Raw genomic sequence first — 26,324 nt, 5'->3', positions numbered from 1 at the left:
TTCTATTTTTTCTTTTCTTCTCTACTTTTACTAAAGAAATGCGCATTCGTGCTAAACAACAAGCGGAACAGTGCGGTAACCATACGAGGGACTCCGTTTTCTGGCAAGTGAACAACGCTCCCTAAGGCTCCTGCCATTGACTTGCTTTCCTTCTTTGCCTGTCATACCGTTAGCTACAATATTCAAGGCTTCTTGTTTAGTGTTTCGAAAAACTCACGAAACACGCCTTCCTTTTGAAATCATCAGTTTTAAAAGTTGATGCCCTTTTTCCACTACTACTATAAAAAAGTAGGACTCTTCCAATTGAGTTACTAGGCCTTGCCTAGGCAGGACTCGAACCTGCACCGTTATCACGAATCTCCTATTCGTTGCATAGCCGCTCTGCCACCTCGATTGCTCGAGGGTAGGATTTGAACCTACGTAATTGGTGGAGTTTGTTTTTTGGAAAACAACAAACCTCTAAGTCAAGCTGAACACACAACGCAAATACCTCTCGGCATGCGAGTATGCAATGGTGCCTTACAGAAACACTCAACAGGACTTCCTTAGTATTTTTCACAGTTTTCAATAACTGTTTTTCTTTTTAATAATTTTGTGACTTACGGGTCACGGTTCTTTTTCTAGCAATTCTCCCCTTACGACGCTATTTCTTTTTCAAATTCTATGCAAACTTCACACCCTACTGCGCAATCATTATGCGCAGTAGAAAATAGTTTACTTTTTCTTGGTGTTTTTTTTCTTTTCCAAACTTTTCTTCTTCTTTTTCTTGGGCAGCTTCCCCTTTACTCTCGAAATTTCACGAGCTATTGCTTCGGTACTATCTTCGTCATAACAATGGAGCTTTGCCTGCTTTAATTCGGCTAAAGCCTTTTTAAAACGCTGTTGGCGTTCAAATGCCAAGGCTTTTGTCTTATACACTTCAGCCTTATCGATTCCTTTGATACCCATGGCAAAATCGATCAAGCTAGCCAGGGCTTGGAAATCTTCCTGTCGCAACAAAACCTTAAAAAAGTAGGGATATACCTGTACGGCATGTATATTTACTGCCAAGGCTTCTCGATAATAAGAGATGGCTTTCTCAGCATCCTGAAATACCTCAAATTGAATGCGCCCCATTAGCAAGAGCGCCATCCAGTTTTTGTCGTCATACGCCAGTGCGTACTCCAAGGCCTCCATTGCTGCTTCTAGATCGTAAGGATAGGCATCTAATGCTTTATAGATATAATTATTTACTAAGGTTGACATACTACTACTCTTTATGTACCACAACGAGTACTTTTTTAATTAAAATTCATTTCTTAAATCTCTCTTCAGCTTAGCGCGCTGTTGTTTGAAAGACTTGTTTGTTTTTTTGCACTTAAAATCACCTCCTGTAAAGGTCTTTACCGGATTTCCTCGTTGGAGATCAATTTGATTTTTCCACTGTGTTTGCAAACTACTTTCCAGTTGCTCACTGAGGTAACACTGTACCTTATTTCGAAGGCGTTCCAGTGCAATTTTCTTATTCTGGTGTTGGGAACGGCTATCGCTGGCCAGCACTTGGATTCCCGTAGGTCCATGGGTAGCTCTAACGGCCGAGCTTACCTTGTTTACGTGTTGTCCTCCAGGACCCGAACTACGCGTTGCTTGAAACGTCACTTCCCGTTCATTCCATGCAACTACACGAGTTGTTTCGAGTTCCAAACAAGCGATGTACCAGTTTTTTCTCTTATGGTGTTTTCTATAGGTCGACTTTCCAATCCAACAAATAGTTCCCTTCCATTGGGCAACCACTTTTTTGACTTGATTTCCCTCTAAACGAAGGATTACTGACTTCACAGTACCGTTCTCTATACCATTTTGTTTTTGTACTATCTCATAGCGGATAGCATTTGTCCCTAGCTCTTTTAGGAGTTCTTTTAACACTTTTGCAACTACCCACATGCACTCTACAGGGCCACGGGCGGCTGTCAATTGAATTATTGTTGATTCCATTATTACTATGGCAATTGTGTTAACAACGGGTTTCCAACGATCATTTCATCATTTTCCTGTAACGCTCTCGCATTTCTCACTGCCCAACATTGATGGCTACTCTGTACGCTTTGGTACAGGTTTAGCAGCGTTTCAGGGTGTACCAAGGTCCAATTACCAACTTGAACCGTTGGTATTGCATCGATTTCAAAAAAGTCAATGACCAAAGTATACTGGGTACCGTCTGCCAACCAATCTCGTTTTTCATAACGCCTGTATTTACTGTCTGTCACTAGGCGGTCATACGGTGTCATTACCTTTTCAAAATCTGCAGCGCACAAAAGCTGTGTAACGAGTGCTCGGTTGTCAGGAGTGACAAAAATGTCGATGTCTTTATGATCGTGAGCCTGTTTGTATTCTGGGTGATCTTCGGCAGACATAAAATGCCAGGCCCAACCTCCTGATACTATGACCCATTGTTGTAAAACGTTTAAAATTTCGAGGCCTTTTTCTATAAAGTGAGCAGGCCAAAGAGCTCTTTGTCTCGTATTTATCTGTATTTCTTCCATAATTTTTACTTTTTTATGCGTTAGGGATAGCGGTTTTGTGGAGCTCCTCAGCGAGAGCGACTACCAATAGCCCGCCCCAAAGGGAACGCCCAACTAGCCATCCATTCGAACAATCTTTGGTGTAAACGTTCCGAGAACCTCCACTAATTCCCGCTGATTGTTCATTACTTTTTTAATGTTTTTATAGGCCATCGGAGTTCTTCAACACTTCCACCGATTACCGATACTCCGTGTTGCGTCACCTGCTGTTTTACACTGCTCTTTGTAAACGTTTCTTTACACTTCCTACGCGAGTGTTTACGGCCAGCTCCGTGAGAAGCCGAGTACAAACTTTCGCTGTTTCCCAAACCGCGTACGATATACCCAGGGCTAGTCATAGAGCCGGGAATAATCCCCAGCACGCCTTTCCCTGCCGGTGTTGCTCCCTTTCTGTGCACAATCAATTCCGACCCCTTATGCATTTCTTTCCACGCAAAATTGTGATGGTTTTCAATGCGTGATACGGCTCTGCAACCCAGTAATTTCTCAATTCTGGTATGGATATTTTCATGGCAAGCGGTTGCGTAGTCTCCTGCTAAATTCATAGCCATCCAATACTCTTGTCCGTCGTGCGAATCCAAGTCCAACCACGCCAAATGCTGTACATGTTTGGGCAATGGACATTGTTTCGTTGCCAAATAGCTATAGTGCTTAGCGATATTAGCCCCGAGTCCTCTACTACCACTGTGACTCAGCAAACCGACGTATTCTCCCGGTTCTAAAGCAAAGCGTTCATCGTAATCGCTAATGGTCACTACACCGAACTCTACAAAGTGATTACCACCTCCAGAAGTTCCCAACTGGTTATAGGCCTTCATCTTTAGCTTTTTTAATAAGGGAACCTCTCGAAACTCAGGGCGATCGAACAATTCGTGATCCATTTTTTTACGATGGGTCTCGTACATCCCAAATTTGGTATGCTCTTTTAAAATGTGTTCAAATTGTCCTTGTTTCCCTTTCAAATAGCTCGCCTTCATCGGAAAAACACTCAAGCTCATGCGACAGCCAATATCCAAGCCAACACCATACGGAATTACTGCATTCTCTGTGGCCAACACACCACCAATAGGCAATCCGTATCCGACGTGGGCATCGGGCATAAGCGCTCCTGCTTTTGCTATCGGCAGTTTTAAGGCATCGTACAACTGGAACTTCGCCTGTTCATCAATTTCATTCTCTCCGTAGATGCTAAACGGCGCTCTCGTACTGTTTAACTTGTGCATCTGCAATTCGATAGGCTTTATCAAACCTTCCGCAATTTTCCCCCATATCGCATCGCCCATAAATCGTTCGGGCTCAAGAAGCACTTCCTTCGCTTCTTCCAAAATGCGCGCTTTCTTTTCCTTTTTCTTATATCTGTTTAGTTGCCCTAAGGCTATATTAATCGTGTTGTTTTGTGGAAACCCCAACTGAATGAGGTCTCTCCCTTTTAATCTTTTTCCCATGGTATAGGCGTGTTTTTCCACAGCAGTTCATAGCGCTGCTGTTATACATTACAATACTGTACGAGTTAGACTAGTCCCCGACGTATGCGACCCTGCTAAACTATTAGCCATGCCTTGTCCTTTGCAGGTATATACTGCTCGTACATTAACAAAAAATTGTTTCGAAAAATGGTAAGATACCTCAGTAGTGTCTATACAAAAATCCGAAACCTTAGTTCTTCGGATTACTTTGCATAGTAGCTATCTTATTGATGAGTAAAGTAATCGCGAAGTATCTGAGCTATCGATCCTAGATCTTTTCTACAGATGCCAATAGTTGTATTCATTTGAAACATAGGTACTTCGTTTTTAAATTGTTTTGTTGCATTATTGCGGTGCAAAGATGACCTGTTTTTTTATAATTCGCAAATTTAAATCCACTTATTTTATTGATTTACAAATAGTTATACTTTGAAAATAGCATATACGCTCCCACCCCGCAAACTGCAGAAACTCTAAAGTGTTGACCTAAGGGCAACTCTCTTCTTTTATAACTGATGTAAGCCTTCAATTAGGTTTCAAAAATTTCTTAAAAAAAAAGCGTCCAAATTAAAAATTTGGACGCTTTAAGACTTTTATATGATGAAATTCTACCTAAAATATGCTTCATCAAATCGCATGATGGCGTCCTGATATGTATATTTTAGTATGATCATTGGTATAAATTCTTTCTTTGGTTAATGAATGGGGCAAAGATGCACAAAATTCTAATAAGTTCCTAATACTGAAAACTTTTGTTTATTCGAGGGAGTACAGAACGAAGTTTCTCAGGCAAAACCCCTTTTCAGAATCAAGGGTTTTTCCTTATTGCGCCGTGCGTGGAATTCCAGTAAATTGCATAGAGGCCCTCCCCAGAAGTACGAAAGACCCCTTATGGATTTACAAAAAATCCACTGCTCACACCACTTCCTTTAGGGTACGAATACAATAAATTTTACCGCAATTAAAATCCCCCCAGAATATGAAACCCTTCTTTCATTATCCACATTCCCCATCTCTATTCAGTACTATTTTACATAAAAAACTGGAAAAAGTCCGGCAGTTTCACAGCCATACCTCAACACTACAATGAACAAAAACCTAACAAATTCCTTATGATTACTGAAAAAAAACTGCATACATCACTACGTTCCTTCCAGTTTCAAAAAGAACGTATAAAAAAGAGAGCTTCGGCCTATAAAGCTGCAGATCTCTCTTGTATACGAGCCATTGCTCAGGCTGCTCTAAACGTCGAATTATTTACCATCCCTTTGTACATGTGCTCTATGTATTCCATTCAGGGCATGCATCAAATTACCTCCAAAGACAGTAACTTTTATGAAGGCCGCTATTGGCCTGGTGCTGCTCCGGTGGCAAACCCCGATGACAGCGATTACAACGCTCGCGCTTTTAATTTAATTTTTAGTGTTTTCATCGAAGAAATGCTACACCTACAATTGGCCGCTAATATGTCAGCAATGCTGAGTTTTACTCCCAATTTCACCAGTCCTGCATTACAAAGTGACCATTATGGCTGGACCTGCTACCAAGGCACACAAATACCTCACATCTTAGATTTTAAAGACTGTAACGGTGCTTACAGTAAGCTTAGCGTACAACTCGCCGCCATGAATCGGGAACAAATAGAATTGTTTTTAGCGATTGAAGAAACGGAAACGGAAGCAGCAAAGCACATCGACCCAAAATACCTCCCAGGAGGTGCCGAAGCAAAGTATTTCGAAGAAGCTCCCTTTGACTGGTGGCAACCAGCATACTCCGAAAAAGACCTTCCTCTATTTGGGTCAATAGGTCATATGTACCTCTGTTATTGGAGTTACTTGGAAATCACCTATGACGATGGTAGTTCGCTTCTGGGAATCTTGATGAACGAAAAAAAGCAGGCACAACAACGAGATCAATTTAATCGTGAAACCGATAACCACCCTAAAAAAGAATACCCTGGTATCGATGCACAATTAGAAGAACTCAGTGATATTCGCTACCAGTTTAAAAACATGATCAACGCTATTACAGATCAAGGAGAAGGAAATGGCGTTGTGCAAAGCATCAATGATCGTTGGCAAATTTTTGCCCCCTACGATGCCGTTTCAAAACGATTCCAGCCCGATTCCGAAGCGCTTAAAAAGGACTATCCCGGGTACAATAGCGCGGGTAAACAGACCGCTATTTCCGGACAGGCCTATGCCCGTTCTAAAGCCAGAGCTATCGATCATTACGAGGTATTTGCGCAGGTTCGTGAACTGCTTGAAAAACCAGGCTACCAAACTTGGGATCAGTGGCACAAAGAAAATGAAAACAATCTCAATGCTTGGACAGCGGCTATGCTCAATCCCTCTGGAAAACGTTCTCCCTACGATATTCCTACGGCGCAGCAAGTGGCCGATGCCCTGAATAATTTAAAAAATAGCAATGCAGCGGAAACCTATGAAACACTGAGCCTAGCCGCAGTAGGAACGCTTAAAGGGATCACCACCCAACTCAATGAATACTGGAAAATAAAAGGGAACACTACTGAGTTCCCAAATCCCGCTATGTTCGGTTCCGGTGATCGCGTGGCCATATGCTGGGCAATTACCGGTAAAGTACCTCAACTTTCACTCAATATGAAACCGCTTGCTAATGATCACTTATACCACGCTTGCCAAGGAATGAACCTAATGGGGCCTCACAATCCCGAAGCAGCAGCTGATGTTGGAATATTTCACAGCTGCAAAGGATCAAATGGCTGTAAAACGCAAGGAGGTTGTGGTTTTGTACAAAGCACAAAAGGCGGAGGTAGTTGCAGTCAAAGTACACCCGCCAACAACACAGATTCGAGTACAACACTTATGAGCGCTCCAGCCAATAACAAATGTGGCGGACTCGGTGGTTGTGCCGTACCTATTTCTGCCTCTCAACTCTACCCAGAACCGAGTGCAGGAGACCGTCAAATTATGCAAGTCTACAATTACGGTCCAGAGCCTCAGTTTAGCTCAGCGCCCATTGGTGAAATTCACTACAAAACAGGAGACCCTGTTTACGAAATTGCCTGGAAAGCCTATGCAAAAGTCATGGAACAACGCGGAACTCCTGTATCGAATACACGTCCTAATGACAGTGATATCCGATTGGCAATGCCGCCTTCAACCTAAGAAATGCTAAACCAAGGGAGATACTATATCTCCCTTTTTACGATCAAAACTAATTATTATGAATGTACCCAACCTCGGATTTGGTTTAGGACTTCGTTCTCAACATTTCCCCTATCTCTTACAGCACGATGATGTCACTGTAGACTGGTTTGAAATTATCAGTGAAAACTATATGAACAATTACGGATATGCACGACACGCACTTTTACAGATTGCTGAGAAAGTTCCACTTGTTATGCACGGAGTTTCGTTAAACATCGGCAGTACTGATCCGCTAAATTACGATTACTTAGCAAAGCTAAAATCACTAGCAAGCCTCATCCGCCCTCAATGGGTCTCGGATCACCTGTGCTGGACAGGAATAGCTACCCATAATTCACACGACTTACTCCCTTTGCCTTTGACAGAAGAGAGCTTACAACACGTAATCCAACGCGTGCTGCAGGTACAAGATTACCTACAACGCCCACTCGTTCTTGAAAATCCTTCAACCTATTTAGAGTTCCAACAGTCAACACTCAACGAAGCCGCATTTTTCACTGAACTCGTAAAAGCAACTCAATGCGGTATTCTACTAGATGTCAACAACGTCTATGTTTCCGCTCATAATCACGGTTATGATCCTTACGAATACATCCGTTCTTTACCTGCTACTGCCATAGTACAAATACATCTTGCTGGCCCTACAGCAACAGGCGATTTACTCATTGACACCCATGACCAACCTGTACCCGAAGAGGTTTGGAAATTGTATCAACTAGCACAGCAACTCACCGGAGGCGTCGCTACCTTACTAGAATGGGATGCCAACATTCCTGAATACCCAGTTCTGGTGCAGGAACTTTTCAAAGCCAAAGAAGTTATCAACGGCGTCTTGCCCACTAGGGTCCTCCCTGCTCACAATACACAAATTGTTTCTACGCCTATCAATCATCAACTACAATTCAACGAATCGACACTTTCATGAAAGCACCTTCATTAGCTCAACTGCAAGAACACTTTAAGAACCTACTGATCCATAGAGGTAGTTTACAACAAAAAATAGAGGCCTTCGAATTGGCACTAAGCACTCCTATCGACACCCTTGTCAAAGCCTCGAACAACATCGACCCACAGCGGCGTATTGAAGTATATAGCTCAGGATACGTACTCCGATTGTTAGAATGTATGGAAGCCGACTTTCCCTTACTCAAAAAATTCACAGGTCCCGAACTCTTCAATCTTTTTGCCAAAGCTTACATCATACAACTTCCTTCTACTTCTTGGAGCCTTTACGAGTATGGAGAGGACTTTGCAGCCTACTTGCAAAAAACACGACCCGCAACCGATAGTTTACCAGCCATCTTTCTAGAACTTCCTGCCCTAATTGCCGCTATTGAACGTACAAAAAGTACCGTTTTATTAGCAAAGGGCACTGAGAACATGCTGCTTCCGTCATTACAAGCACTCTACTTTACCCCCTTACTAGCCACAACACATTTTTCGTGTCCCGACAGCGCAGCAATTCTAAAACAGCCCTATCCGATACTCGAGTTACTCGAAGCTTTAGAAAAAGACCAATCGCTTTCTTATCCGAATAAAAAGGATGCTTACCTAGCCATTTCAAGAGTTCAGTATCGCATTCAACACACCCCCCTCACTCCTTGGCAATACTACTTTTTACTCGGTTCTCAACAAGGAAAATCACTTGCCAAAATACACCAAAGCATACAACCAGTGCAGCCCATGAGTTTTGGCGAGTTCCAAGCGCGATTGGCAATCTGGCTCCCCATAGCTTTCCAAAAAGGCCTGCTAATCGCTTCTTGATTTTATACGATGATGTAATAGTATTGCGGAGTACAAGAAGCCTACTCCAACAGAAGCGAGGAACCATGTACGGAGCGTGCTTCCGTGTTTCCAGAAGAGCAATACCGCGATGAACACCCCTAATACTCCTACTACAGCAAAATATTGAACTCGGCGTGAAGCTTCAGCTATAAATCGATCATTAGCAATGTCAAAATGCTCTGCTACCTCTTCGATAACAATTCCCTCCCTTTTCAAGTTATTTTTTATTTGTTCTTCTGTAAAAAAATCCAATCGTTGCGCATAAATATACGAGATGACAGATTCGTCCCAAAGTAGTGATGGTTGGCAGTCCTCACCACTTGCAATAAAAACCCCCTCATTTAGGTTGTCCTGATCCTCCAAAACCCAACGCGCTTGTGCTTTACTGGCATTGACGAAGGAATCTACCAGAGGAGCTGGAATCTTTGTACAACCGCTAGCTTCCAACTCCTGTACTAAACGGTAATAGGCTAAAAATCTACTATCGGAATAGCACTCTTCATACCCGTACAACTCCAAAAACTCATTGACAAAACCATTCAATTGCCTCAAAAGCGAGTCAATTTCTGATCGGGTGGCACTTTTCAACACTTCTTTACTCGTTTCCACCAATAACATCCCCATAAACTTATGAGTTCTCAAAAATTTCACTGCGATCGTTTTTAACGCACTATGTACCTGCTCTTCCCTAAAGTTTAAAGAGAGCAATGCGAACTCCATACTTTTTGAATCTAAAGGACTCGAGCTGTAGGCTATCACCTCATATAATTTTTCTTCCAAGGTGTTCGACGATTCAAAACCGGCCACACTCCTCACCAATAAGCCATTCATTTTCCCTGCTATCTTCATAACCTTTTTTTATAGCGTAAAATTACGATGCTTATACGCATTGATTTTGCGCAGTAAAAAAAACAATCGGTTTTACTGTTTATCAAGTTCTAAACGTATCTTTACCCTGCTGAAAAGCACAAAAATTGTAATTACTTAAAATTTGACTATGAGACATGTTACCATGGCTGCTAAACGGTTAGCGGCAATTGCATTATTGGCTGCTCACGTTACGTTGGCCCAAGAACCCCCTAAAAACTGGCATCTTTTAGATCAGCACACGGATCAGTACCCCGGAATAAGCTTACAGCAGGCTTATAAACTCTTAGAAAAAAACAAACTGAAGCCTACTCCCATTATCGTAGCCGTGCTCGACTCCGGAATTGATGTCACTCATGAAGATTTACAACCAGTACTGTGGACCAACACAAAAGAGATAGCCGGTAACGGAATTGATGATGACGGCAACGGATACATCGACGATATTCACGGATGGAACTTTATAGGCGGTAAAGACGGCAGTAGTGTGGAAGCCGAAACCTTAGAGCTCACTCGTTACTACAAACAGTATTCGGCGCAATTCAAAAATAAGAACAAATTCAACATTACTCCCGAGGAACGCGCGGACTTTGCTACCTTTTTAACCTACAAAAAGGCTTATGAAGAAGGCAAAGAGCAACTCCAAAAAAACATAAGTCGCAATCAGGATGAATACGATTTCTTCCACAAACTAATCCCTCCTTTACAAAAGGCTGTAGGACGAAAAATCTTTTCTGAGAAGCAACTAAAACGAACTCGACTAAAAGGAGCTGGGTTACGCGAAAAAAGGGATCGATTTTTAAAGATTTTGGCGAGGAACAGTGCTAAACAATTAACTTCTGAAAAACTTATCAAACACTACGAAGATTTAACTTCACGTATGGAAGCTATGCAACGACGTTTGGACTACAACTACAGCTTGACCTTTGACGGTCGAAAACTCATCGGCGATACTCCCAACGACCTACACGAAAGGCACTACGGGAACAATGACTTGAGTGTACGATCAGAACACGGTACCCACGTTGCTGGTATTATCGCTGCCAAACGCGACAATCAACTTGGGATTCAAGGCATCGCAGAAGGGGTTCAAATCATGGCCATCAGATCGGTTCCTATAGGCGATGAAAAAGATAAAGACATCGCAAATGGAATTCGCTATGCCGTTGACAACGGCGCTAAAATTATCAATATGAGTTTTGGGAAAAATCACTCCCCTAACAAACAACTCATTGACGATGCCGTGCAATACGCGCAGCAAAAAGGCGTACTTTTAATCCACGCCGCGGGTAATGATCATAAAAATACCGATTACTTTCCGAATTTTCCGACAGCTCTGTTCAACGATTCAACCTTGGCCAGTAACTGGTTAGAAATTGGTGCCAGCTCACATGACAAGGACAATCTCGCAGCTGAATTTTCGAACTACGGAAATCACGGAGTCGATATTTTTGCTCCTGGGGTTGATATTTACGCGTGCATTCCCGGAAGTACTTATGACACGCGTAGCGGAACGAGTATGGCTGCTCCGGTAGCAACAGGTGTCGCGGCTTTGCTCTTAACGCACTTTCCAGAATTGACTCCTGAAGAACTGATTCTGATTATCAAGCGATCGGGAATACGCATCCAATCAAAAGTCAACAGGCCTGGAACTACGGAGAAAGTTCCTTTTAAAAATTTATGTAAAACCGGAAGAATCGTAAACGCATTTGAAGCGGTTAAACTCGCCTTGAATCGTCAAAGCAATAACTAATCCAAAAGGGGAGCACGCTCCCCTTTTTTAACTACTACCTATGGCTGTCAATAAAAATGCTTTAATAAGATACAAAACCATAGATCAATGCCTGCGTAACACGCTAAAAAAGTGGACGCTCAACGACCTGTTAGTCGCTTGTTCGGATGCCTTGTATGAATTTGAAGGAAAACACAGTGATGTCAGCAAGCGCACGCTTCAACTCGACTTACAACTCATGCGAAGTGATAAATTGGGGTACAATGCTCCTATTGAAGTATACGAGCGTAAATACTATCGCTACGCTGACCCTGATTACAGCATTACCAAACTCCCTTTAAAAAAAGACGATGTTCACTTAATTAAGGAAGCGGTTGCGGTACTTAAACAATTCAAAGATTTTTCATTATTTAGTGATATTCAAGGAATGATTCACCGTATTGAAGGCTCTGTTCTAGGTGCTGAAGACGCGGGAAAAACCATTATCCACTTTGACAAAAACGAACATCTAAAAGGCCTAGCCCACATCAATACCTGTTATCAAGCCATAAAAGAAGAACGAGTATTGACCATCATTTATCAATCGTTTAAAGCCTCAGAGGCCTACAGTAGAATACTCCATCCACAATTTTTAAAAGAATACAACAATCGTTGGTTTTTATTTGCTTTGGAAAAGCATCGATTGATCACGCTGGCCTTAGACAGAATTCAAGAAATACAACTCTGTACCTCCGAACCCTATCGGGATGCGGCACTGGATCCAGACCGTTACTTCAAAAATGTTGTCGGAGCCACTGTACACAATAGAAGACCCATAAGAATTCAATTCAAGGCAGATGCAAAGATGAGTCCTTATATAGCCACCAAACCTTTTCACAGTACACAGCGTTTGCTTCATACGGATGAGACCGGCAGTATCTTCAATATTTTCGTCATTCCTAATTTTGAATTGGAACGGCTATTTTTAGGATATGCTAATCACCTTGAGATTTTAAAACCTGAGCGTTTTAGACAACGCATTGCCGAGCAACTTAAACAAGCGGCAGCCCTATATAGCTAACGAAAAGGTTTTAAACAATAGGCACATCCTATAAAAATGAGTTCTTTCCAGAGTGCAAAATACAAGTAGCAAATTCCCCATAGCAAATACTTACACAAGGTATACACTATTAGAATGAGCTCAATAGCCAAACTATTGAGCTCATTCCTTTTTCCTTTTTCAATTTTCTTTTTCGACAGAAGCCGAGCTTCTTTTTTTCTTAGCAAAATTCCCCTCTACTTACTTCCTAATAACAATATTTCTTGACATACGACTTCAGTGATATAGCGCTTTACACCATCGCTATCCTCATAGGAACGCGAGGTCAACTTGCCCTCAATCATCACTTCTTTTCCTTTTTGGGCGTACTGTTCTATAATAGTAGCAGTTTGGTTCCAAGCAACAATGGAATGCCATTGGGTATCCGTTACCTTTTGTCCGTGTGAGTTCTTGTAAGTTTCGTTCGTTGCCAATGAAAATTTCGCCAACTTTTTACCGCTGTCTAAAGTGATTATTTCTGGATCATTTCCTAGGTTTCCAATCAACTGTACTCTGTTTTTTAGTGCGTTCATAATATAAATTTTTATCGTTTAACAGTTAAGACTTTGCCCTTATTCTCAAGGACACTGCAAATATCGGGCAGTGACCAAACCCAAAGCGGTTGTTAACCGTTTGTTTTCGTTTGTAATTGAATGTAATCGTTTTTGATTAACTAAGTATTTACTACCTTCGCAGTACTGCCCTGCTTTTGATACCGGAGTCAATGGTAGAATTCTTATATTTGAACACTATGGAAGAAAAACAATGCTTGGAATGCCGTGAAAAAGTAATTGGTAGGATTGACAAAAAATTCTGCTCAGACTACTGTCGAAATTCTTTTAACAACAAAGTCAATAAGGAAAGTAAAAATCTCATTCGAAATACGAACAACCGCTTGCGGAAGAATTATAAAATTCTCTGTGAACTCAACAGTCACGGAAAGACCAAAGTATCGAGAAGAAAATTGTTTGACCGCGGCTTTGATTTTAAATTTATGACATCGATCTATACCACAAAAGCAGGCAACACCTACTTTTATGTGTATGATCAGGGCTATTTAGAATTGGAAAATGAAGTGTACTTACTCGTCAAGCAAGAATAAATTATTTCCAAGTATTTCCCTTGAGCTTAACGGCTGCTTTTAGCACGTCTTTTTGACTGATAAGCCCAATGAGTTTACCGTTTTCCAGAATGGGAAATCGCCTTCTCCTAGAATCGAGAAACTTGTTAGCCGCATCAAATATATTCATGTTAGCATCAATGGTTTCCACCTCGGTATTCATGGCTTTCTCAACGGTATTATTCTTGTCTATTGGCAGGTTGTAGTACCTACTTTCGGAGATTTGTTTAATGCAGTCACCCTCCGAGATAATCCCTATGAGTTCGTTCTGTTCATTGACGACAGGTCCTCCTGAAATTTTGTTCTGAATTAAGGTCTCAATTACTTCTTCAATGGTTTGAGAGGCTTTAAATGAAATGATCTTAGTACTCATGTAATCGGAAACCAGAATTGGAGTATGCTCCTTCGGTGTTGTTCCCGAACGCTTTCCTTGAAAGTTTATTATTCCCATATTTTTGAATATTAGTCACTAAATATACTGATTTTTAACCAGTTAACACAACAGAGCAAAATACTGGAATATTTAGGTATCTTTAGAACACTAAAAAACCAACCCATGAAAAGAACTAACCAGCTACTAGGCCTCATCATTCTAGTACTTACCGTCGTTTGGAGTTTTAACGACAGTATTCCCAGTGAAACTTCAAGTAAAAATTTGGAGAAAGCAACTGGATTTTCGATGCCCCACGCCCTTTATCACCTAAAGAACATTTCTAAAAAGGCCCACTTTACAGGAAGCCAAGAGCACAAAATCGTTCAGGAATATTTAGTTACCGAATTAAAAAAGCTCGGACTTCGTCCAGAAATACAGGTTAAAACAACGATTAACAACAAATGGAAGGCCAGTACTACCACGGAGAATATCATTGCTAAAATCAAAGGAAAAACAGCCGGAAAAGCCTTGCTATTGTTATCGCATTACGATTCAAATCCCCACTCTTCGCTCGGGGCCAGTGACGCTGGATCTGGAGTGGTCACTATTTTAGAAGGGGTACGTGCCTTTATGGAACGAAATGAAGCTCCTCTCAACGATATCATCCTCGTATTTTCAGATGCCGAAGAGCTCGGGTTATTAGGAGCCCAAGCATTTGTCGACCATCATCCTTGGGCCAAGGATATCGGTTTAGTACTCAATTTTGAAGCTAGGGGTAGCGGGGGCAGCAGCTATATGCTCATGGAAACCAATGGTAAGAACAAGCGTTTATTGGAGGAATTTTTACGTGCCAACCCCAACCATCCAGCAGCGAATTCACTCATGTACAGCGTTTATAAGATACTGCCAAACGATACCGACTTAACTGTTTTTAGAGAGAAGGGAAATATCAACGGATTTAATTTTGCTTTTATCGGTGATCATTTTGATTACCACACCGCTCAGGATTCATACGACCGCATGGATAGGAGTTCACTGCTCCACCAAGCAGAGTACCTCATGTCTTGTTTGGATCACTTTTCTAAAATCGACTTGGCACTATTGGACAGTGATAAGGATTTGGTATTTGTCAACTTCCCAATTATCAAAATGCTCAGCTATCCATTTTCTTGGATATATCCCATGCTCCTATTTGCATGGATTAGCTTTGTCGTTTTATTGTTTTTTGGTTTTCGAAGTGAAAAAATCACGCTAAAGGGCAGTATCACAGGGTTCGCTCCCTTTGTAATCTCTTTGCTAGCCACTGGAGCACTCTGTTTTGGTCTGTGGCAGCTTCTCTTGGTTATTTTTCCACAGTACCGCGATATGTTACACGGATTCACTTATAACGGTTATCAATACATTACCGCATTTACCTTAATGAGCTTTTGGATACTTTTAAAAACCTATCGCTATTTCAGATTTCAACCCACCGATGATTTATACATCGCCCCTATCTTTATCGGCTTACTTTTAAATATAGCCATCGCGGAATATTTACCTGGTGCTGCTTTTTTAATTATTCCCGTACTGATGGCCATGGCGATCTTAGCTATTCGCCTATTTTGTGTCGATGCACGTAACCAGCGCGAAGTACTGATAGCTGTCTTGGGAATACCCACCGTATACATGTTAGCTCCAATGATCAAATTGTTTCCTGTTGGACTGGGCTTAAAAATGCTAGCTATCGCTGGAATTTTGAGTAGTTTACTGTTTGGCTGGCTACTCCCTGTAGTGCTCCCAAGTAAGAAAAAGAGCACCTTGCAATGGCTAGTGGGGATGGCAGCAATCTTCTTTTTTATCCAAACGAGCATCAACAGTGGATTCTCAGTGGATGCCAAAAAACCGAACAGTTTGGTGTATGTTCAAAACGGTATTGACAGCACCGCTCATTGGGCTACTTACAACCATACGCTCGATGCCTATACCTCGCAAATCTTCGACGAGGGCTTACAAACAGGTACTCTTGAAGGATCAGAGGGAATGAGTAAGTACAACACAAAATACTCCGCTGTTAAAAAGACAGTAAACAGAGGGATAAAAACCGCTAAAATCGAGGTTTTGAACGATACTATTATCGACGGGAAACGACATTTACAATTCAGTATACAGCCGCGTAGAAAGGTGGCTAAATTTGAATTTTACAACAAGGTACCGCTTACTCTTAGCAAACTTTGTGTCAATGGAGCCTCTTACAAAGAGGGAGCTGCCTTTGAGGCCGGTAAAGGATCATTATTAATATATCAAATGGCCAACAGTGACAAAGAGCTCACCCTATCAATGGAGGTAGCCGGTACTCGTAAACCAGAAATCCTTATCAACGAAATTTCCTACGATTTGCTACAGCATCCAAAATTTAATATAAAGCCTCGTGACGAGCAGATGATGCCCATGCCGTTTGTTATCAACGACGCCATAATTACAACGCAGTTACTCCCCTTATAAACCCAAAAAAGCTCATCGAAAACGATGAGCTTTTTTTATTCTTGTATTTGTATTACCTACTTAATTTGAGATACGCGTAAGGTGTTTACCATCCCCTTTTCTTGCACCGGCATTGATGAGAGGTTGATCATAAAATCACCTGATTTTACATAGCCTTTTTCCTTGGCTATTTCGTTGATATCTTCAATGGTATCATCAGTACTCAATTCTCTGTCGTAGTGATAGGCACGTACTCCCCACAACAAATTCAATTTTCCTAAAATTCGCTTTTCAGACGAAAAAGCCAATACGTGTGCTTTTGGACGCCAAGCAGAAATTTGGAACGCTGTATAACCACTATTTGTCAAAGTAGAAATGGCTGAGGCTCCGATATCATCAGCCATCAAGGCTGCGTGATGACAAACCGACTTTGTAATAAAGCGATTCGTGCGAATATGTGGTGGTTCTTGTGGTACTTTAATCAAATCAGAATACTCCACACTACTGATAATTTCCGACATTTTTTTAATTACGCGCACTGGGTGCTTCCCTACCGAAGTTTCTCCTGATAACATTACGGCATCCGCACCATCCATGATAGAGTTTGCCACATCGTTAACTTCAGCACGCGTTGGCACTGAATTATCGATCATAGTTTCCATCATTTGCGTGGCGATAATCACTGGAATTCTAGCTTGTTTTGCTCTGCGCACCAAACTCTTCTGAATTAGGGGTACGTCTTGCATCGGAACTTCCACTCCGAGGTCTCCACGTGCCACCATTAATCCATCGCAATAAGGAATCAACGCATCGATATTCTCTACGGCCTCTGGCTTTTCTATTTTTGCAATTACAGGTACTCTGTAACGAGATTTTTGCTTGATAAGATCGCGTAGCATGCGCAAATCTTCCGGAGTTCTCACAAAAGAAAGCGCAACCCAATCTACTTCTTGTTCCAACGCAAACACCACATCTTTTTTATCCTTTTCTGTCAACGCAGGTAAAGAAATATTGGTATTCGGGAGATTTACTCCTTTTTTAGATTTTAAAGGCCCTCCAACTATAACTTTCGTCTCAACCGCAGTTTCTTTATCGGTCGCTATAACTTCAAATTGTAGCTTCCCGTCATCTACCAAAATTTGTTCTCCAACTTTTACGTCTTTTGGGAAACGTTGATAGGTCATAAACGCTTTTTCTGCAGTTCCTATACACTCTTCAGTAGTGAAAACAAAGGAATCTCCTGCCTTTACTTCAACACCTTCTTCCATAATACCTACACGTAACTTTGGACCTTGCAAATCGGCCAAAATGGCTACGTTATAACCGTTCTCGTCGTTGATTTCTCTAATTTGTTCGATGCGCTTTTTTACGGTATCGTAATCGGCGTGCGAAAAATTAATTCTAAATACATTCACTCCCTCTGCAGCCATCTTAGTTAAAATTTCTTTAGTGTTCGTGGCAGGACCTAAAGTGGCTACAATTTTGGTTTTCTTGTTATATGGCATAGGTTAAAAAATTAAAAAATCTTTTGATTTTAGCGTATTGACATCTATTTGATAAGAAGTGATAATTTGAGGCAAACGTTTAATAGTCGTTGCGAGCTCTTCGATAAAGTGCTCTTCAAAATCCCCTTCTATTTTTACAAAATAATCTACTTTACTCTTCTCCGGTACTAGGTACTTCAGTACGGTCTTTTCCGTAAACAATTCGATTCCTTCCGTTTTCTGCTTCTTTCTATCTACATTACTGATCAGGAAACAGTTTCTCTCCGCGTTAAAATACTCAAATACGGAAAAAGAAGCGACGGTATCTGTATTGAATTGAATATCCAGACAGTATTTTGCTTGAGTAAACAAAAAACCGAGTGTACTATTTAGCAAATATGCCAGCTTGTAATCACTGAGGGTGGTATGAATTCCGATGAGGGCACAATCACAGTTCCCAAACTCATTCATATCCAACTCATAAACAGGCATTGCTAATCACTTAGTTTTTTTGCTAAGTTAATGAATGTAGTGAAAATACAATATGAAATTAACGAAAAGGTTTTCGCGCAGTTTGTTAAGAATTCTTCATTCTATCCTGCATTGCGTAATACACGCGCTTTGCAGCAATTTCCTCCGCTTTTTTCTTAGAAGTGGCCCTTCCTTTAGCGATCATAATACCATCGATACTGACGCGTACGCTAAAGTGTTTTTTACTTTGATTTCCGGTATCTTCATAAGAGTCAAAGCTGTATTTCTTCTTATTTTTTTGACACCATTCGATGATATAGCCTTTATAGCTCGAAATTTTACCTTCGAGGCGTTCTATATCGACATAGGGTAAGATAACTTGTTCGTAAATAAACTGATGGCAGTAATTGTATCCGCGGTCTAAATAAATGGCTCCGATGAGCGCTTCAAAAATATTTCCGTGAATGTTATTACTAATCTGGTTGTTGGTAATATTGCTTTTGACAAAGCGGATAAGGTCGAGGTCTTTTCCCAAAGAGTTGAGGTGGTCTCTACTCACCACCTTCGACCTCATTTGAGTAAGATATCCTTCGTCTCCTTCAGGGACTTTTTTATAAAGATAGGAAGCGATGACCGATCCGAGAATGGCATCGCCTAAGAATTCAAGTCGTTCGTAATTGATAGGATTTCCTTTAGCATCTACTAACTTCAGTGACCTATGCGTAAAAGCTTTCTTGTAATGAGAAAGCTTTATAGGTTTAAAATTGAGCAGTTCTTTCAATTCGTAGTAAAAGTTTTCATCCTCTTTATTTTGGGGTCTAACTATTCTACGAAGGAAATTCATACGCCTTTTAGTCTAGTTTTTTAAATGCAACACACGCGTTGTGTCCTCCAAAACCAAAAGTATTACTCATCGCTACTTTAATCTCTCTCTTTTGAGCTTTGTTTAAAGTCAAATTAAGGTCTGGATTAATATTTTCATCAACAGTACTGTGGTTAATCGTTGGAGGTACTACACCGTGCTCCATCGCCATAATTGAAGCGATAGCCTCAATAGCTCCGGCAGCTCCTAGTAAGTGTCCTGTCATCGATTTGGTAGAGTTGATGTTAATATTCTTGGCGTGGTCACCGAATACTTCCGATATTGCTTTTAATTCAGCAACATCCCCTAATGGTGTAGAGGTTCCGTGAGTATTGATGTGGTCCACGTCTTCTGGTTTTAAACCTGCGTTTTCTAAACAGTTTTTCATCACGGCAATTACACCAATTCCTTCCGGGTGTGGCGCCGTCATGTGGTGCGCATCAGAAGAAAGGCCTCCACCGACTACTTCTGCGTAAATTTTTGCACCTCTTGCTTTGGCATGTTCGTATTCTTCTAATACAATAGCTCCTGCTCCTTCCCCTAAAACAAAACCATCTCTTTCCGCATCAAATGGTCTCGATGCTGATTCTGGACTCTCGTTTCTCGTTGATAAAGCATGCATTGCATTAAAACCTCCCATACCTGCAATAGTTACGGCTGCTTCACTACCTCCGGTAACTACTACATCACAATGACCTAAACGAATGTAATTTAAGGCATCAATCATGGCATTCGCCGATGATGCACACGCAGATACTGTCGTGTAGTTAGGCCCCATAAATCCATTCTTGATAGAAATGTTTCCTGGAGCAATATCTGCAATCATCTTAGGAATAAAGAACGGGTTAAACTTAGGAGTACCATCTCCTTTCGCATGACTCAAAACCTCCTCTTGGAAAGTTTCTAATCCACCAATTCCTGCTCCCCAAATTACACCTACGCGTAATTTGTTTACCTCGTCAAGGTTTAATTTCGCATCTGCAATTGCCTCATCTGAAGCGACCATTGCATACTGCGTAAATTTATCCATTCTACGTGACTCTCTTCTGTGGATGAAGTCGTTCACGTTAAAGTTTTTTAGCTCACATGCGAAACGAGTCTTGAACTTGGCAGCATCGAAATACGTAATAGGTGCTGCTCCGCTAACTCCGTTAACTAAGCTGTTCCAATATTCTTCTTTATTGTTTCCTATAGGCGTTAATGCGCCAAGTCCAGTTACTACAACTCGCTTTAATTGCATATAATTCTTATTTTTTTGCGTCTTCTATATAGCTAATCGCTTGACCTACAGTACCAATGTTCTCAGCCTGATCATCTGGAATTTGAATATCAAATTCTTTCTCGAATTCCATAATTAACTCAACAGTATCTAATGAATCTGCTCCTAAGTCGTTTGTGAAGCTTGCTTCGTTAGTTACTTCGTTATCGTCTACACCTAATTTGTCTACGATAATCGCTTTTACTCTTGATGCAATGTCTGACATAATTTTATAAGTTTTAAAATTTAAAATCGGGGCAAAAATACAAATCTTAAGTTTTAATTCTAATTTTTGCTGAAAAATGTGTCGCCTAAAATAAAAAAAATACTTGAATCTTTTGCCTCCGAGCCCATCATTGTTAATAATTATTCTTTTTTTTGCATGTACAACACAAGCTAAAAAAACATGAATCGAATCGTAATTTTTGCCTCTGGCTCGGGTAGTAATGCCGAAAATATCATCCAATTTTTTCAAAATTCGGAGCAAATCGAGGTTACGCACGTCTTGAGTAACAACCCAAATGCGGGCGTTTTTGACCGCTGCGAACGCTTGGACATTCCGGCGAGTTTGTTTGAAAAATCTTCGTTTAAAGACGATGATACCGTGCTTAATTTCCTGTTGGCAGAAGCCGATTATATCGTTCTCGCAGGATTTTTATGGAAAATTCCCGCTGCTATTGTCGAGGCATTCCCGAATAAAATTGTCAACATCCACCCAGCATTGCTTCCTAAATTCGGAGGAAAAGGAATGTACGGTATGAATGTGCACAAGGCGGTTAAGACCTCCGGAGCTAAGGAAACGGGGATTACGATCCACTACGTCAACGAGCACTATGATGAAGGCGCCATCATTTTCCAGGCTAGTACAGCCGTTACTGAAAGTGATACTCCTGAATCCATCGCTCAAAAAGTACACGAATTGGAATACGAACACTTTCCTCGTGTACTAGAATCATTAATACTAAAGAATGGGTAAGAAAAAAAAATACTACGTAGTTTGGAAAGGTAAAAAAACAGGTGTTTTTACCACTTGGGCCGAATGCAAAGAACAGATTAGTGGCTTTGAAGGTGCCCAGTACAAATCTTTTGCAGATAAGGCCGAAGCTGAAAAAGCCCTGCAAAAAAGTTTTGCAGACTACAAAGGTGTCGATACTCAAAAAAAAGTGCTCAGTGAAGCGGAAAAGAAAAAATACGGGAGCCCGATACTCGAAAGCATCTCTGTAGATGCCGCTTGCGCTGGAAATCCGGGACTTATGGAATACCGTGGAGTCCTCACCCACAACAAGCAGGAATTGTTTAAAATGGGCCCGTTTAAAAACGGCACCAATAACATTGGTGAATTTTTGGCTTTGGTGCACGGAATTGCCTTTTTAAAAAATAAAAACAAGGAAAATATTCCTATCTATTCGGATTCAAAAATTGCGATGAGTTGGATTCGAAAAAAACAGTGCAGAACAAATATTCAATTCGATGCGAGTAATAAAGAAATTCTCGACTTGATAAAGCGCGCAGAAACCTGGTTAAAAAACAACTCGTTTCAAACGCCTATTTTGAAATGGGAAACGAAGGCTTGGGGAGAAATCCCTGCAGACTTCGGAAGAAAATAAAAGCCGCATCTTACGATACGGCTTTTTTTATGCGATTACTTTACAGCAATCTTCGTTTCTTCCTTCCAGTTTTGTACGCTGGCTACGGTGTGATTTTTAAAATCCACTTCGCGTAAACCATCTTTGTGCCATAAAAACCACTTCCCTACTTTCTTTCCAGCTTCGTAGTGAGCGATGGCCGTTTTGTTTCCTTCTTGATCGAAAGTCATCCAAGTTCCTTCCAACTTTTTGTTTTTAAAGTATCCTTGCTCCTTTACTGATCCGTCTTTATGATAATAAGTAACTTTTACTAAGTCACCTGCCTTTTCGTATTTCGGGGCTACTTGTGCGCTCATAGCAGTAACCGCTAAAAAGCACGCTGCAACAACTAATTTTTTCATATCTAACATTTTAATCATTAACACTATAGTTACAAATATATCAAATAATTTACATTTGAACAACCTCTACATAACATTAAATTAACATTAGGGTGATTTTCCCTTTATTTGCAAAGCTCCTGACTTTGAAGAAACTACTGTAAATACTGGAAAAAACAGAGATTGTTAGTCCTTAGCCCCTTGAGAACTTTATTTTTTATACATTTGATTTATGAACATAGCACAATATCTATTCGTCGGCTTATTAGCCGTTTTACACATTTATATACTCGTTATAGAAATGTTTTTATGGACACGCCCTAAAGGCATTAAAACCTTTGGATTAAAAAGCAAGGAATTTGCTGAAGAAACCAAGGTGCTCGCTGCCAATCAAGGACTTTACAACGGCTTTTTAGCAGCTGGATTTATTTGGGCTCTGATTACCCAAAACCACCAAACTGCTTTGTTTTTTACAGCCTGTGTATTTGTAGCTGGTTGCTACGGTGCGTATTCTACGGGAAAGCCTCGAATATTTATCGTTCAATCTATCCCTGCACTTTTAACAGGAATCTCATTCTTTGTGTAAACTTAATTTAATGACTACTACTACTAACCCACAGTAATCAATTTAATTAATCATCAAAAAATGGAACAGTACACGGAAAAAATTAAAAATCTAGTCATCGATTATGCACCGAAAATAGCCATGGCTATTGCTATTTTGTTGGTCGGTCTTTTTGCCATTCGAATTTTTGTCAAGGCGAGTAAAAAAATCATGGAGAAACAACAGGTCGACATTACCTTACAAAAGTTTTTAGGAGACCTTTTGAATTGGACTTTAAAAGCCCTGCTTTTTGTCACTGTAATCTCTAAATTAGGAGTCGCTACAACCTCTTTTGCAGCTATTATTGGTGCTGCCGGATTGGCTGTAGGTTTAGCTTTACAAGGCTCTTTGGCTAATTTTGCAGGCGGAACCTTGATCATGATTTTTAAACCGTTCAAAGTAGGTGATCTCATAGAGGCACAAGGCGTAACTGGTGTGGTCAAAGAAATTCAAATTTTCACCACCCACATCAATACTCCAGGGAATAAGTTGGCCATCGTACCCAACGGATCGCTTTCTAACGGAAACATCATCAATTACACAGCTGAAGGGCAATTGCGTGTCGATTTAACCTTTGGAGTTTCGTACGACGCTGACATTAAAAAAACCAAAGAGATTTTAATGGACGTCCTTACGGCTAACCCGAAAGTATTGAGCGACCCTGCTCCTACTGTAAACGTATCAGAATTGGCAGACAGCTCTGTAAATTTTGCCGTACGTCCTTGGGTAGAAACTGCCGATTATTGGGATGTTTATTTCGGAACAACTGAAAATGTAAAACTCGCTTTAGACAAAGCTGGTATCGAAATACCTTACCCACACTCTGTGGAAATCCAAAAAGAAGGTTAACGCTTTTTCTCAGGCGTTGCCACAAAATCTTTTAGATAAAAAGGCTCAAAATAAGCGACATCTTCGATGTCGTTTTTTTTGTACTTCTCATAACTCAAACGCGCCATTTCTTTCGACGACGGAAACTTAGCTTCGATAAACACCGCGTTCTCATGTGTAATAAGCGCTTTACACTTTGCCGCTCCATCGCCTAAAAAGTATAATTTCTCTGAGGCCAACCACTTTGAGAAGGAGCTTTCATCGATAATTTCTGCTTCAATTGGACGCACTTGCTGCAGTGTACCGTCGTATACCGCTGAATACACCTCCATACGTCTCGCATCTAACATCGGTACAATCAAGCCATCAGTTACCTCGACACTACTCGCTAATGACATTAAAGTCTCAATCGAGATTAACGGAATGTCCTGCGAAAAACAAAGTCCCTTTGCTGCTGATACACCAATGCGTAATCCGGTATAAGACCCCGGACCTTTACTCACCGCTACAGCTGTTAAATCATTCAAAGCTACCCCTGCTTCCGCTATCACCTCTTTAATAAAGGGATGTAATTTTTCTGCGTGAGAATAGTTACCATCATTCAATTCTCTCAAAGCTACAACCTCACCATCACGAGCTAAACTAACCGAACAATTTTTCGTCGCTGTTTCAATGTTTAATATAAGTGCCACTGGTATTTATTTAAGTTAATGTCGCAAAGATACGGCATAAAAAAAAACCTTACGGCATGGTAAGGTTTTAGATCAACAATAAATTAGTCCCTGTAAAACTAATCTACTATGGATTCTCCAAAATAGAATTTTAAAACTTTTGTTTTGAAAACATAATCGTATTTAGCACGAATCATCGCTCCTTCCGCATTGACCAATCGATTGCGAACCTGATCGAAATCGAACTGCGTCATCGATCCGTAGTCATAGCTTACCTGTGCATTCTTAAAAGCCTCGTTTTGGGCATCTAAAGAAGCTTTGGACGCTTCGTAGGTTTTTAGTGCAGCTTTTGCATCTAAATAAGCCTTTTCTATGGTTTGTTGCAGTTGTAATTTTTGATTCTCTAGTGCAATCTCTGAAATTTTCTTGTTGATAACCGAACGATCTACGCGATTTTTCGTTTGGAACCCGTTAAAAATCGGAATGTTTAAACTCAAAACAGCTCCGTATCCAAGATTTCCGTCTAATTGCGTAAAAAATCCATTGTTCTGTAGGCTTACCACTCCAGTATTTGGATCGCGCACTGGAATCACATCTTTTTCTCCCAATACTGTTTGATACGAAGTACTCGCATTTGCCGAGAATGACAAGGTCGGTAAGAAACCTCCTCTTGCCAAATCAATAGACAGGTCTGCATTCTTTACATTGAGTTTTGCTCTGTCAATTTCAGGACGATCTAACAAAGCTCTTTGGTATACCTCCTTAGAACTCGAGTACAGCATCGCTGTAGATGGCGAATCGACAGCAATTGCTTCGATATCAAAATCATCGGCTGAAATTTGCAATAACTGAGCCAATTGCAACAAGGCTAAATTTAAGGTATTCTCTTGCAGCACCACATTCTGAGCATCATTGGCTGCCGTAGATTGTACGTTTAACAGATCTCCTTTAGGAATCGCTCCTGCAGAAAATTGTGCCTGCGCTCTCTCGATTTGTTTTTTACTAATTTCCGCTTGTACGATAGCCACATTTAAATTCTCCTTTGCAAAAAGTACATTTAAATAGGTCTGAACCACATTTAAGGAAATATTGTTAATGTTGGTTTTTAAATCCAACTTGCTTCCTTCCACTCCTAACTTCGATTGTTTTAGGGTGTTTTTATTCCTGTTTCCGTTGTAGAGCACCGTACTTGAACTCAAGCCAAAACCATTTCCACGAGTATTTCTAGAAATTCTGGAACCACTTTGACCAATAAACGATCCGAAGTTTACATTTTGTGACGCAGAGGCGTTCAGACTAGGCAAGAAATTTCCCTTTGCAATAGCGACGTCCTTTTCTGCCAATTGCACGTTAATTTCATTTTGTTTAATGGTGAGGTTATGCTTTACTGCGTAGTCCACACAGTCTTTTAAGGTCCATTTCTTTTGAGCAGTAGCACTCAAGCTGAGTAATAGCCCTGCTAGTAATACAATTTTAGTTTTCAAGACGTTAATTTTTATGTTTGCTGGATATCTCCAATTCCTATTCCAATGTAAAAACAAAAC

General features: G+C 40.7%; 26 protein-coding genes and 1 pseudogene. 11 read left to right on the top strand and 16 right to left on the bottom strand.

The window, feature by feature from the left end:
* Nucleotides 1-2: 2 nt before the first annotated feature.
* From ACXAG7_RS11320 to ACXAG7_RS11300, 5 genes and pseudogenes are all read right to left on the bottom strand, one after another.
* Nucleotides 3-137 (bottom strand): hypothetical protein, encoded by a 135-nt coding sequence (locus ACXAG7_RS11320; RefSeq protein WP_408045432.1) that lies wholly within the window; start codon nucleotides 135-137, stop codon nucleotides 3-5.
* 577 nt (nucleotides 138-714) lie between these two features.
* Nucleotides 715-1,245, bottom strand: a complete 531-nt coding sequence (locus tag ACXAG7_RS11315; protein WP_408045433.1) for a tetratricopeptide repeat protein — start codon at nucleotides 1,243-1,245, stop codon at nucleotides 715-717.
* A 39-nt stretch (nucleotides 1,246-1,284) separates the two neighbouring features.
* Entirely contained in the window at nucleotides 1,285-1,974 is a 690-nt protein-coding gene (gene prfH / locus ACXAG7_RS11310) for a peptide chain release factor H (RefSeq protein ID WP_476666850.1), read from the bottom strand.
* Nucleotides 1,975-1,979: 5 nt separating this feature from the next.
* Nucleotides 1,980-2,522: a hypothetical protein gene (locus ACXAG7_RS11305; RefSeq protein ID WP_476666849.1), complete on the bottom strand. Its 543-nt coding sequence runs from the start codon at nucleotides 2,520-2,522 to the stop codon at nucleotides 1,980-1,982.
* A gap of 93 nt (nucleotides 2,523-2,615) precedes the next feature.
* Nucleotides 2,616-4,006, bottom strand: a pseudogene (locus ACXAG7_RS11300) (RtcB family protein).
* A 1,133-nt stretch (nucleotides 4,007-5,139) separates the two neighbouring features.
* On the opposite strand from ACXAG7_RS11300, the gene ACXAG7_RS11295 reads away from it, so the two are divergent.
* From ACXAG7_RS11295 to ACXAG7_RS11285, 3 genes are read left to right on the top strand one after another with little or no spacing between them, the layout of a single operon-like run.
* A complete protein-coding gene (locus tag ACXAG7_RS11295) occupies nucleotides 5,140-7,176 on the top strand; it encodes a ferritin-like domain-containing protein (RefSeq protein ID WP_408045437.1) in 2,037 nt (678 codons plus the stop codon).
* 58 nt (nucleotides 7,177-7,234) lie between these two features.
* Nucleotides 7,235-8,143 (top strand): MNIO family bufferin maturase, encoded by a 909-nt coding sequence (gene bufB, locus ACXAG7_RS11290; protein ID WP_476666848.1) that lies wholly within the window; start codon nucleotides 7,235-7,237, stop codon nucleotides 8,141-8,143.
* Nucleotides 8,140-8,982, top strand: coding sequence for an HvfC/BufC family peptide modification chaperone (locus ACXAG7_RS11285; protein ID WP_476666847.1), 843 nt, complete (start codon nucleotides 8,140-8,142; stop codon nucleotides 8,980-8,982). Before bufB ends, ACXAG7_RS11285 begins: the two co-directional genes overlap by 4 nt.
* Here ACXAG7_RS11285 and ACXAG7_RS11280 read toward each other — a convergent pair.
* Nucleotides 8,968-9,852, bottom strand: a complete 885-nt coding sequence (locus ACXAG7_RS11280) for a hypothetical protein (RefSeq protein WP_476666846.1) — start codon at nucleotides 9,850-9,852, stop codon at nucleotides 8,968-8,970. The two genes, ACXAG7_RS11285 and ACXAG7_RS11280, sit on opposite strands and share 15 nt — an antisense overlap.
* Before the next feature lie 148 nt (nucleotides 9,853-10,000).
* On the opposite strand from ACXAG7_RS11280, the gene ACXAG7_RS11275 reads away from it, so the two are divergent.
* Together ACXAG7_RS11275 and ACXAG7_RS11270 are read left to right on the top strand one after the other, a co-directional pair.
* Complete coding sequence (locus ACXAG7_RS11275; RefSeq protein ID WP_476666845.1) at nucleotides 10,001-11,623, top strand: S8 family peptidase; 1,623 nt, start codon at nucleotides 10,001-10,003, stop codon at nucleotides 11,621-11,623.
* A gap of 40 nt (nucleotides 11,624-11,663) precedes the next feature.
* On the top strand, nucleotides 11,664-12,662 hold the full coding sequence (locus ACXAG7_RS11270) for a helix-turn-helix transcriptional regulator (protein ID WP_476666844.1): 999 nt from the start codon (nucleotides 11,664-11,666) through the stop codon (nucleotides 12,660-12,662).
* 215 nt (nucleotides 12,663-12,877) lie between these two features.
* Here the strand turns inward: ACXAG7_RS11270 and ACXAG7_RS11265 are convergent, their stop codons facing one another.
* Entirely contained in the window at nucleotides 12,878-13,213 is a 336-nt protein-coding gene (locus ACXAG7_RS11265) for a single-stranded DNA-binding protein (protein WP_476666843.1), read from the bottom strand.
* Nucleotides 13,214-13,431: 218 nt separating this feature from the next.
* On the opposite strand from ACXAG7_RS11265, the gene ACXAG7_RS11260 reads away from it, so the two are divergent.
* Nucleotides 13,432-13,782 (top strand): hypothetical protein, encoded by a 351-nt coding sequence (locus tag ACXAG7_RS11260; RefSeq protein ID WP_408045444.1) that lies wholly within the window; start codon nucleotides 13,432-13,434, stop codon nucleotides 13,780-13,782.
* A gap of 1 nt (nucleotide 13,783) precedes the next feature.
* Here the strand turns inward: ACXAG7_RS11260 and ACXAG7_RS11255 are convergent, their stop codons facing one another.
* Entirely contained in the window at nucleotides 13,784-14,251 is a 468-nt protein-coding gene (locus ACXAG7_RS11255; protein WP_408045445.1) for a CBS domain-containing protein, read from the bottom strand.
* A gap of 105 nt (nucleotides 14,252-14,356) precedes the next feature.
* Here ACXAG7_RS11255 and ACXAG7_RS11250 point away from each other — a divergent pair, with 105 nt between their 5' ends.
* Nucleotides 14,357-16,657 (top strand): M28 family peptidase, encoded by a 2,301-nt coding sequence (locus ACXAG7_RS11250; protein WP_476666842.1) that lies wholly within the window; start codon nucleotides 14,357-14,359, stop codon nucleotides 16,655-16,657.
* A gap of 56 nt (nucleotides 16,658-16,713) precedes the next feature.
* On the opposite strand, the gene pyk is transcribed toward ACXAG7_RS11250, so the two are convergent.
* From pyk to ACXAG7_RS11225, 5 genes are all read right to left on the bottom strand, one after another.
* Nucleotides 16,714-18,141 carry a pyruvate kinase gene (gene pyk / locus ACXAG7_RS11245; protein ID WP_408045447.1) on the bottom strand — a complete coding sequence of 476 codons (1,428 nt, stop codon included), beginning with the start codon at nucleotides 18,139-18,141 and terminating at the stop codon, nucleotides 16,714-16,716.
* 3 nt (nucleotides 18,142-18,144) lie between these two features.
* The gene (locus tag ACXAG7_RS11240; protein WP_408045448.1) at nucleotides 18,145-18,612 is read right to left on the bottom strand and encodes an IPExxxVDY family protein; all 468 of its coding nucleotides are present in this window, start codon (nucleotides 18,610-18,612) and stop codon (nucleotides 18,145-18,147) included.
* 85 nt (nucleotides 18,613-18,697) lie between these two features.
* Entirely contained in the window at nucleotides 18,698-19,435 is a 738-nt protein-coding gene (gene rnc, locus ACXAG7_RS11235) for a ribonuclease III (RefSeq protein ID WP_408045449.1), read from the bottom strand.
* A 7-nt stretch (nucleotides 19,436-19,442) separates the two neighbouring features.
* The gene (gene fabF, locus ACXAG7_RS11230) at nucleotides 19,443-20,693 is read right to left on the bottom strand and encodes a beta-ketoacyl-ACP synthase II (RefSeq protein WP_408045450.1); all 1,251 of its coding nucleotides are present in this window, start codon (nucleotides 20,691-20,693) and stop codon (nucleotides 19,443-19,445) included.
* Nucleotides 20,694-20,700: 7 nt separating this feature from the next.
* Entirely contained in the window at nucleotides 20,701-20,937 is a 237-nt protein-coding gene (locus tag ACXAG7_RS11225) for an acyl carrier protein (protein ID WP_028891431.1), read from the bottom strand.
* A 180-nt stretch (nucleotides 20,938-21,117) separates the two neighbouring features.
* On the opposite strand from ACXAG7_RS11225, the gene purN reads away from it, so the two are divergent.
* Nucleotides 21,118-21,687, top strand: a complete 570-nt coding sequence (gene purN / locus ACXAG7_RS11220) for a phosphoribosylglycinamide formyltransferase (protein ID WP_408045451.1) — start codon at nucleotides 21,118-21,120, stop codon at nucleotides 21,685-21,687.
* Nucleotides 21,680-22,318: a ribonuclease H1 domain-containing protein gene (locus ACXAG7_RS11215; RefSeq protein WP_408045452.1), complete on the top strand. Its 639-nt coding sequence runs from the start codon at nucleotides 21,680-21,682 to the stop codon at nucleotides 22,316-22,318. The genes purN and ACXAG7_RS11215 overlap by 8 nt, the downstream gene beginning before the upstream one ends.
* 35 nt (nucleotides 22,319-22,353) lie before the next feature.
* Here the strand turns inward: ACXAG7_RS11215 and ACXAG7_RS11210 are convergent, their stop codons facing one another.
* Nucleotides 22,354-22,698: a toxin-antitoxin system YwqK family antitoxin gene (locus ACXAG7_RS11210; RefSeq protein ID WP_408045453.1), complete on the bottom strand. Its 345-nt coding sequence runs from the start codon at nucleotides 22,696-22,698 to the stop codon at nucleotides 22,354-22,356.
* Between the two features lie 211 nt (nucleotides 22,699-22,909).
* On the opposite strand from ACXAG7_RS11210, the gene ACXAG7_RS11205 reads away from it, so the two are divergent.
* The gene (locus ACXAG7_RS11205) at nucleotides 22,910-23,263 is read left to right on the top strand and encodes a DUF1304 domain-containing protein (protein ID WP_408045454.1); all 354 of its coding nucleotides are present in this window, start codon (nucleotides 22,910-22,912) and stop codon (nucleotides 23,261-23,263) included.
* Nucleotides 23,264-23,323: 60 nt separating this feature from the next.
* Nucleotides 23,324-24,130: a mechanosensitive ion channel family protein gene (locus tag ACXAG7_RS11200; protein WP_408045455.1), complete on the top strand. Its 807-nt coding sequence runs from the start codon at nucleotides 23,324-23,326 to the stop codon at nucleotides 24,128-24,130.
* On the opposite strand, the gene tsaB is transcribed toward ACXAG7_RS11200, so the two are convergent.
* Nucleotides 24,127-24,801 (bottom strand): tRNA (adenosine(37)-N6)-threonylcarbamoyltransferase complex dimerization subunit type 1 TsaB, encoded by a 675-nt coding sequence (gene tsaB, locus ACXAG7_RS11195; protein ID WP_476666841.1) that lies wholly within the window; start codon nucleotides 24,799-24,801, stop codon nucleotides 24,127-24,129. The two genes, ACXAG7_RS11200 and tsaB, sit on opposite strands and share 4 nt — an antisense overlap.
* Before the next feature lie 98 nt (nucleotides 24,802-24,899).
* On the bottom strand, nucleotides 24,900-26,264 hold the full coding sequence (locus ACXAG7_RS11190) for a TolC family protein (protein ID WP_408045457.1): 1,365 nt from the start codon (nucleotides 26,262-26,264) through the stop codon (nucleotides 24,900-24,902).
* Between the last annotated feature and the right edge of the window lie 60 nt (nucleotides 26,265-26,324).

The sequence above is a fragment of the Tenacibaculum sp. AWR4_210 genome, assembly GCF_056160945.1.
The sequence above is the reverse complement of the archived record's forward strand: the minus strand, read 5'-3'. Positions and strand labels throughout refer to the sequence as shown.

Coding starts and splice junctions, on each gene's coding strand:
- ACXAG7_RS11320 (WP_408045432.1), bottom strand. CDS start 137: ATGGCAGGAGCCTTAGGGAGCGTTGTTCACTTGCCAGAAAACGGAGTC.
- ACXAG7_RS11315 (WP_408045433.1), bottom strand. CDS start 1,245: ATGTCAACCTTAGTAAATAATTATATCTATAAAGCATTAGATGCCTAT.
- prfH (WP_476666850.1), bottom strand. CDS start 1,974: ATGGAATCAACAATAATTCAATTGACAGCCGCCCGTGGCCCTGTAGAG.
- ACXAG7_RS11305 (WP_476666849.1), bottom strand. CDS start 2,522: ATGGAAGAAATACAGATAAATACGAGACAAAGAGCTCTTTGGCCTGCT.
- ACXAG7_RS11295 (WP_408045437.1), top strand. CDS start 5,140: ATGATTACTGAAAAAAAACTGCATACATCACTACGTTCCTTCCAGTTT.
- bufB (WP_476666848.1), top strand. CDS start 7,235: ATGAATGTACCCAACCTCGGATTTGGTTTAGGACTTCGTTCTCAACAT.
- ACXAG7_RS11285 (WP_476666847.1), top strand. CDS start 8,140: ATGAAAGCACCTTCATTAGCTCAACTGCAAGAACACTTTAAGAACCTA.
- ACXAG7_RS11280 (WP_476666846.1), bottom strand. CDS start 9,852: ATGAAGATAGCAGGGAAAATGAATGGCTTATTGGTGAGGAGTGTGGCC.
- ACXAG7_RS11275 (WP_476666845.1), top strand. CDS start 10,001: ATGAGACATGTTACCATGGCTGCTAAACGGTTAGCGGCAATTGCATTA.
- ACXAG7_RS11270 (WP_476666844.1), top strand. CDS start 11,664: ATGGCTGTCAATAAAAATGCTTTAATAAGATACAAAACCATAGATCAA.
- ACXAG7_RS11265 (WP_476666843.1), bottom strand. CDS start 13,213: ATGAACGCACTAAAAAACAGAGTACAGTTGATTGGAAACCTAGGAAAT.
- ACXAG7_RS11260 (WP_408045444.1), top strand. CDS start 13,432: ATGGAAGAAAAACAATGCTTGGAATGCCGTGAAAAAGTAATTGGTAGG.
- ACXAG7_RS11255 (WP_408045445.1), bottom strand. CDS start 14,251: ATGGGAATAATAAACTTTCAAGGAAAGCGTTCGGGAACAACACCGAAG.
- ACXAG7_RS11250 (WP_476666842.1), top strand. CDS start 14,357: ATGAAAAGAACTAACCAGCTACTAGGCCTCATCATTCTAGTACTTACC.
- pyk (WP_408045447.1), bottom strand. CDS start 18,141: ATGCCATATAACAAGAAAACCAAAATTGTAGCCACTTTAGGTCCTGCC.
- ACXAG7_RS11240 (WP_408045448.1), bottom strand. CDS start 18,612: ATGCCTGTTTATGAGTTGGATATGAATGAGTTTGGGAACTGTGATTGT.
- rnc (WP_408045449.1), bottom strand. CDS start 19,435: ATGAATTTCCTTCGTAGAATAGTTAGACCCCAAAATAAAGAGGATGAA.
- fabF (WP_408045450.1), bottom strand. CDS start 20,693: ATGCAATTAAAGCGAGTTGTAGTAACTGGACTTGGCGCATTAACGCCT.
- ACXAG7_RS11225 (WP_028891431.1), bottom strand. CDS start 20,937: ATGTCAGACATTGCATCAAGAGTAAAAGCGATTATCGTAGACAAATTA.
- purN (WP_408045451.1), top strand. CDS start 21,118: ATGAATCGAATCGTAATTTTTGCCTCTGGCTCGGGTAGTAATGCCGAA.
- ACXAG7_RS11215 (WP_408045452.1), top strand. CDS start 21,680: ATGGGTAAGAAAAAAAAATACTACGTAGTTTGGAAAGGTAAAAAAACA.
- ACXAG7_RS11210 (WP_408045453.1), bottom strand. CDS start 22,698: ATGAAAAAATTAGTTGTTGCAGCGTGCTTTTTAGCGGTTACTGCTATG.
- ACXAG7_RS11205 (WP_408045454.1), top strand. CDS start 22,910: ATGAACATAGCACAATATCTATTCGTCGGCTTATTAGCCGTTTTACAC.
- ACXAG7_RS11200 (WP_408045455.1), top strand. CDS start 23,324: ATGGAACAGTACACGGAAAAAATTAAAAATCTAGTCATCGATTATGCA.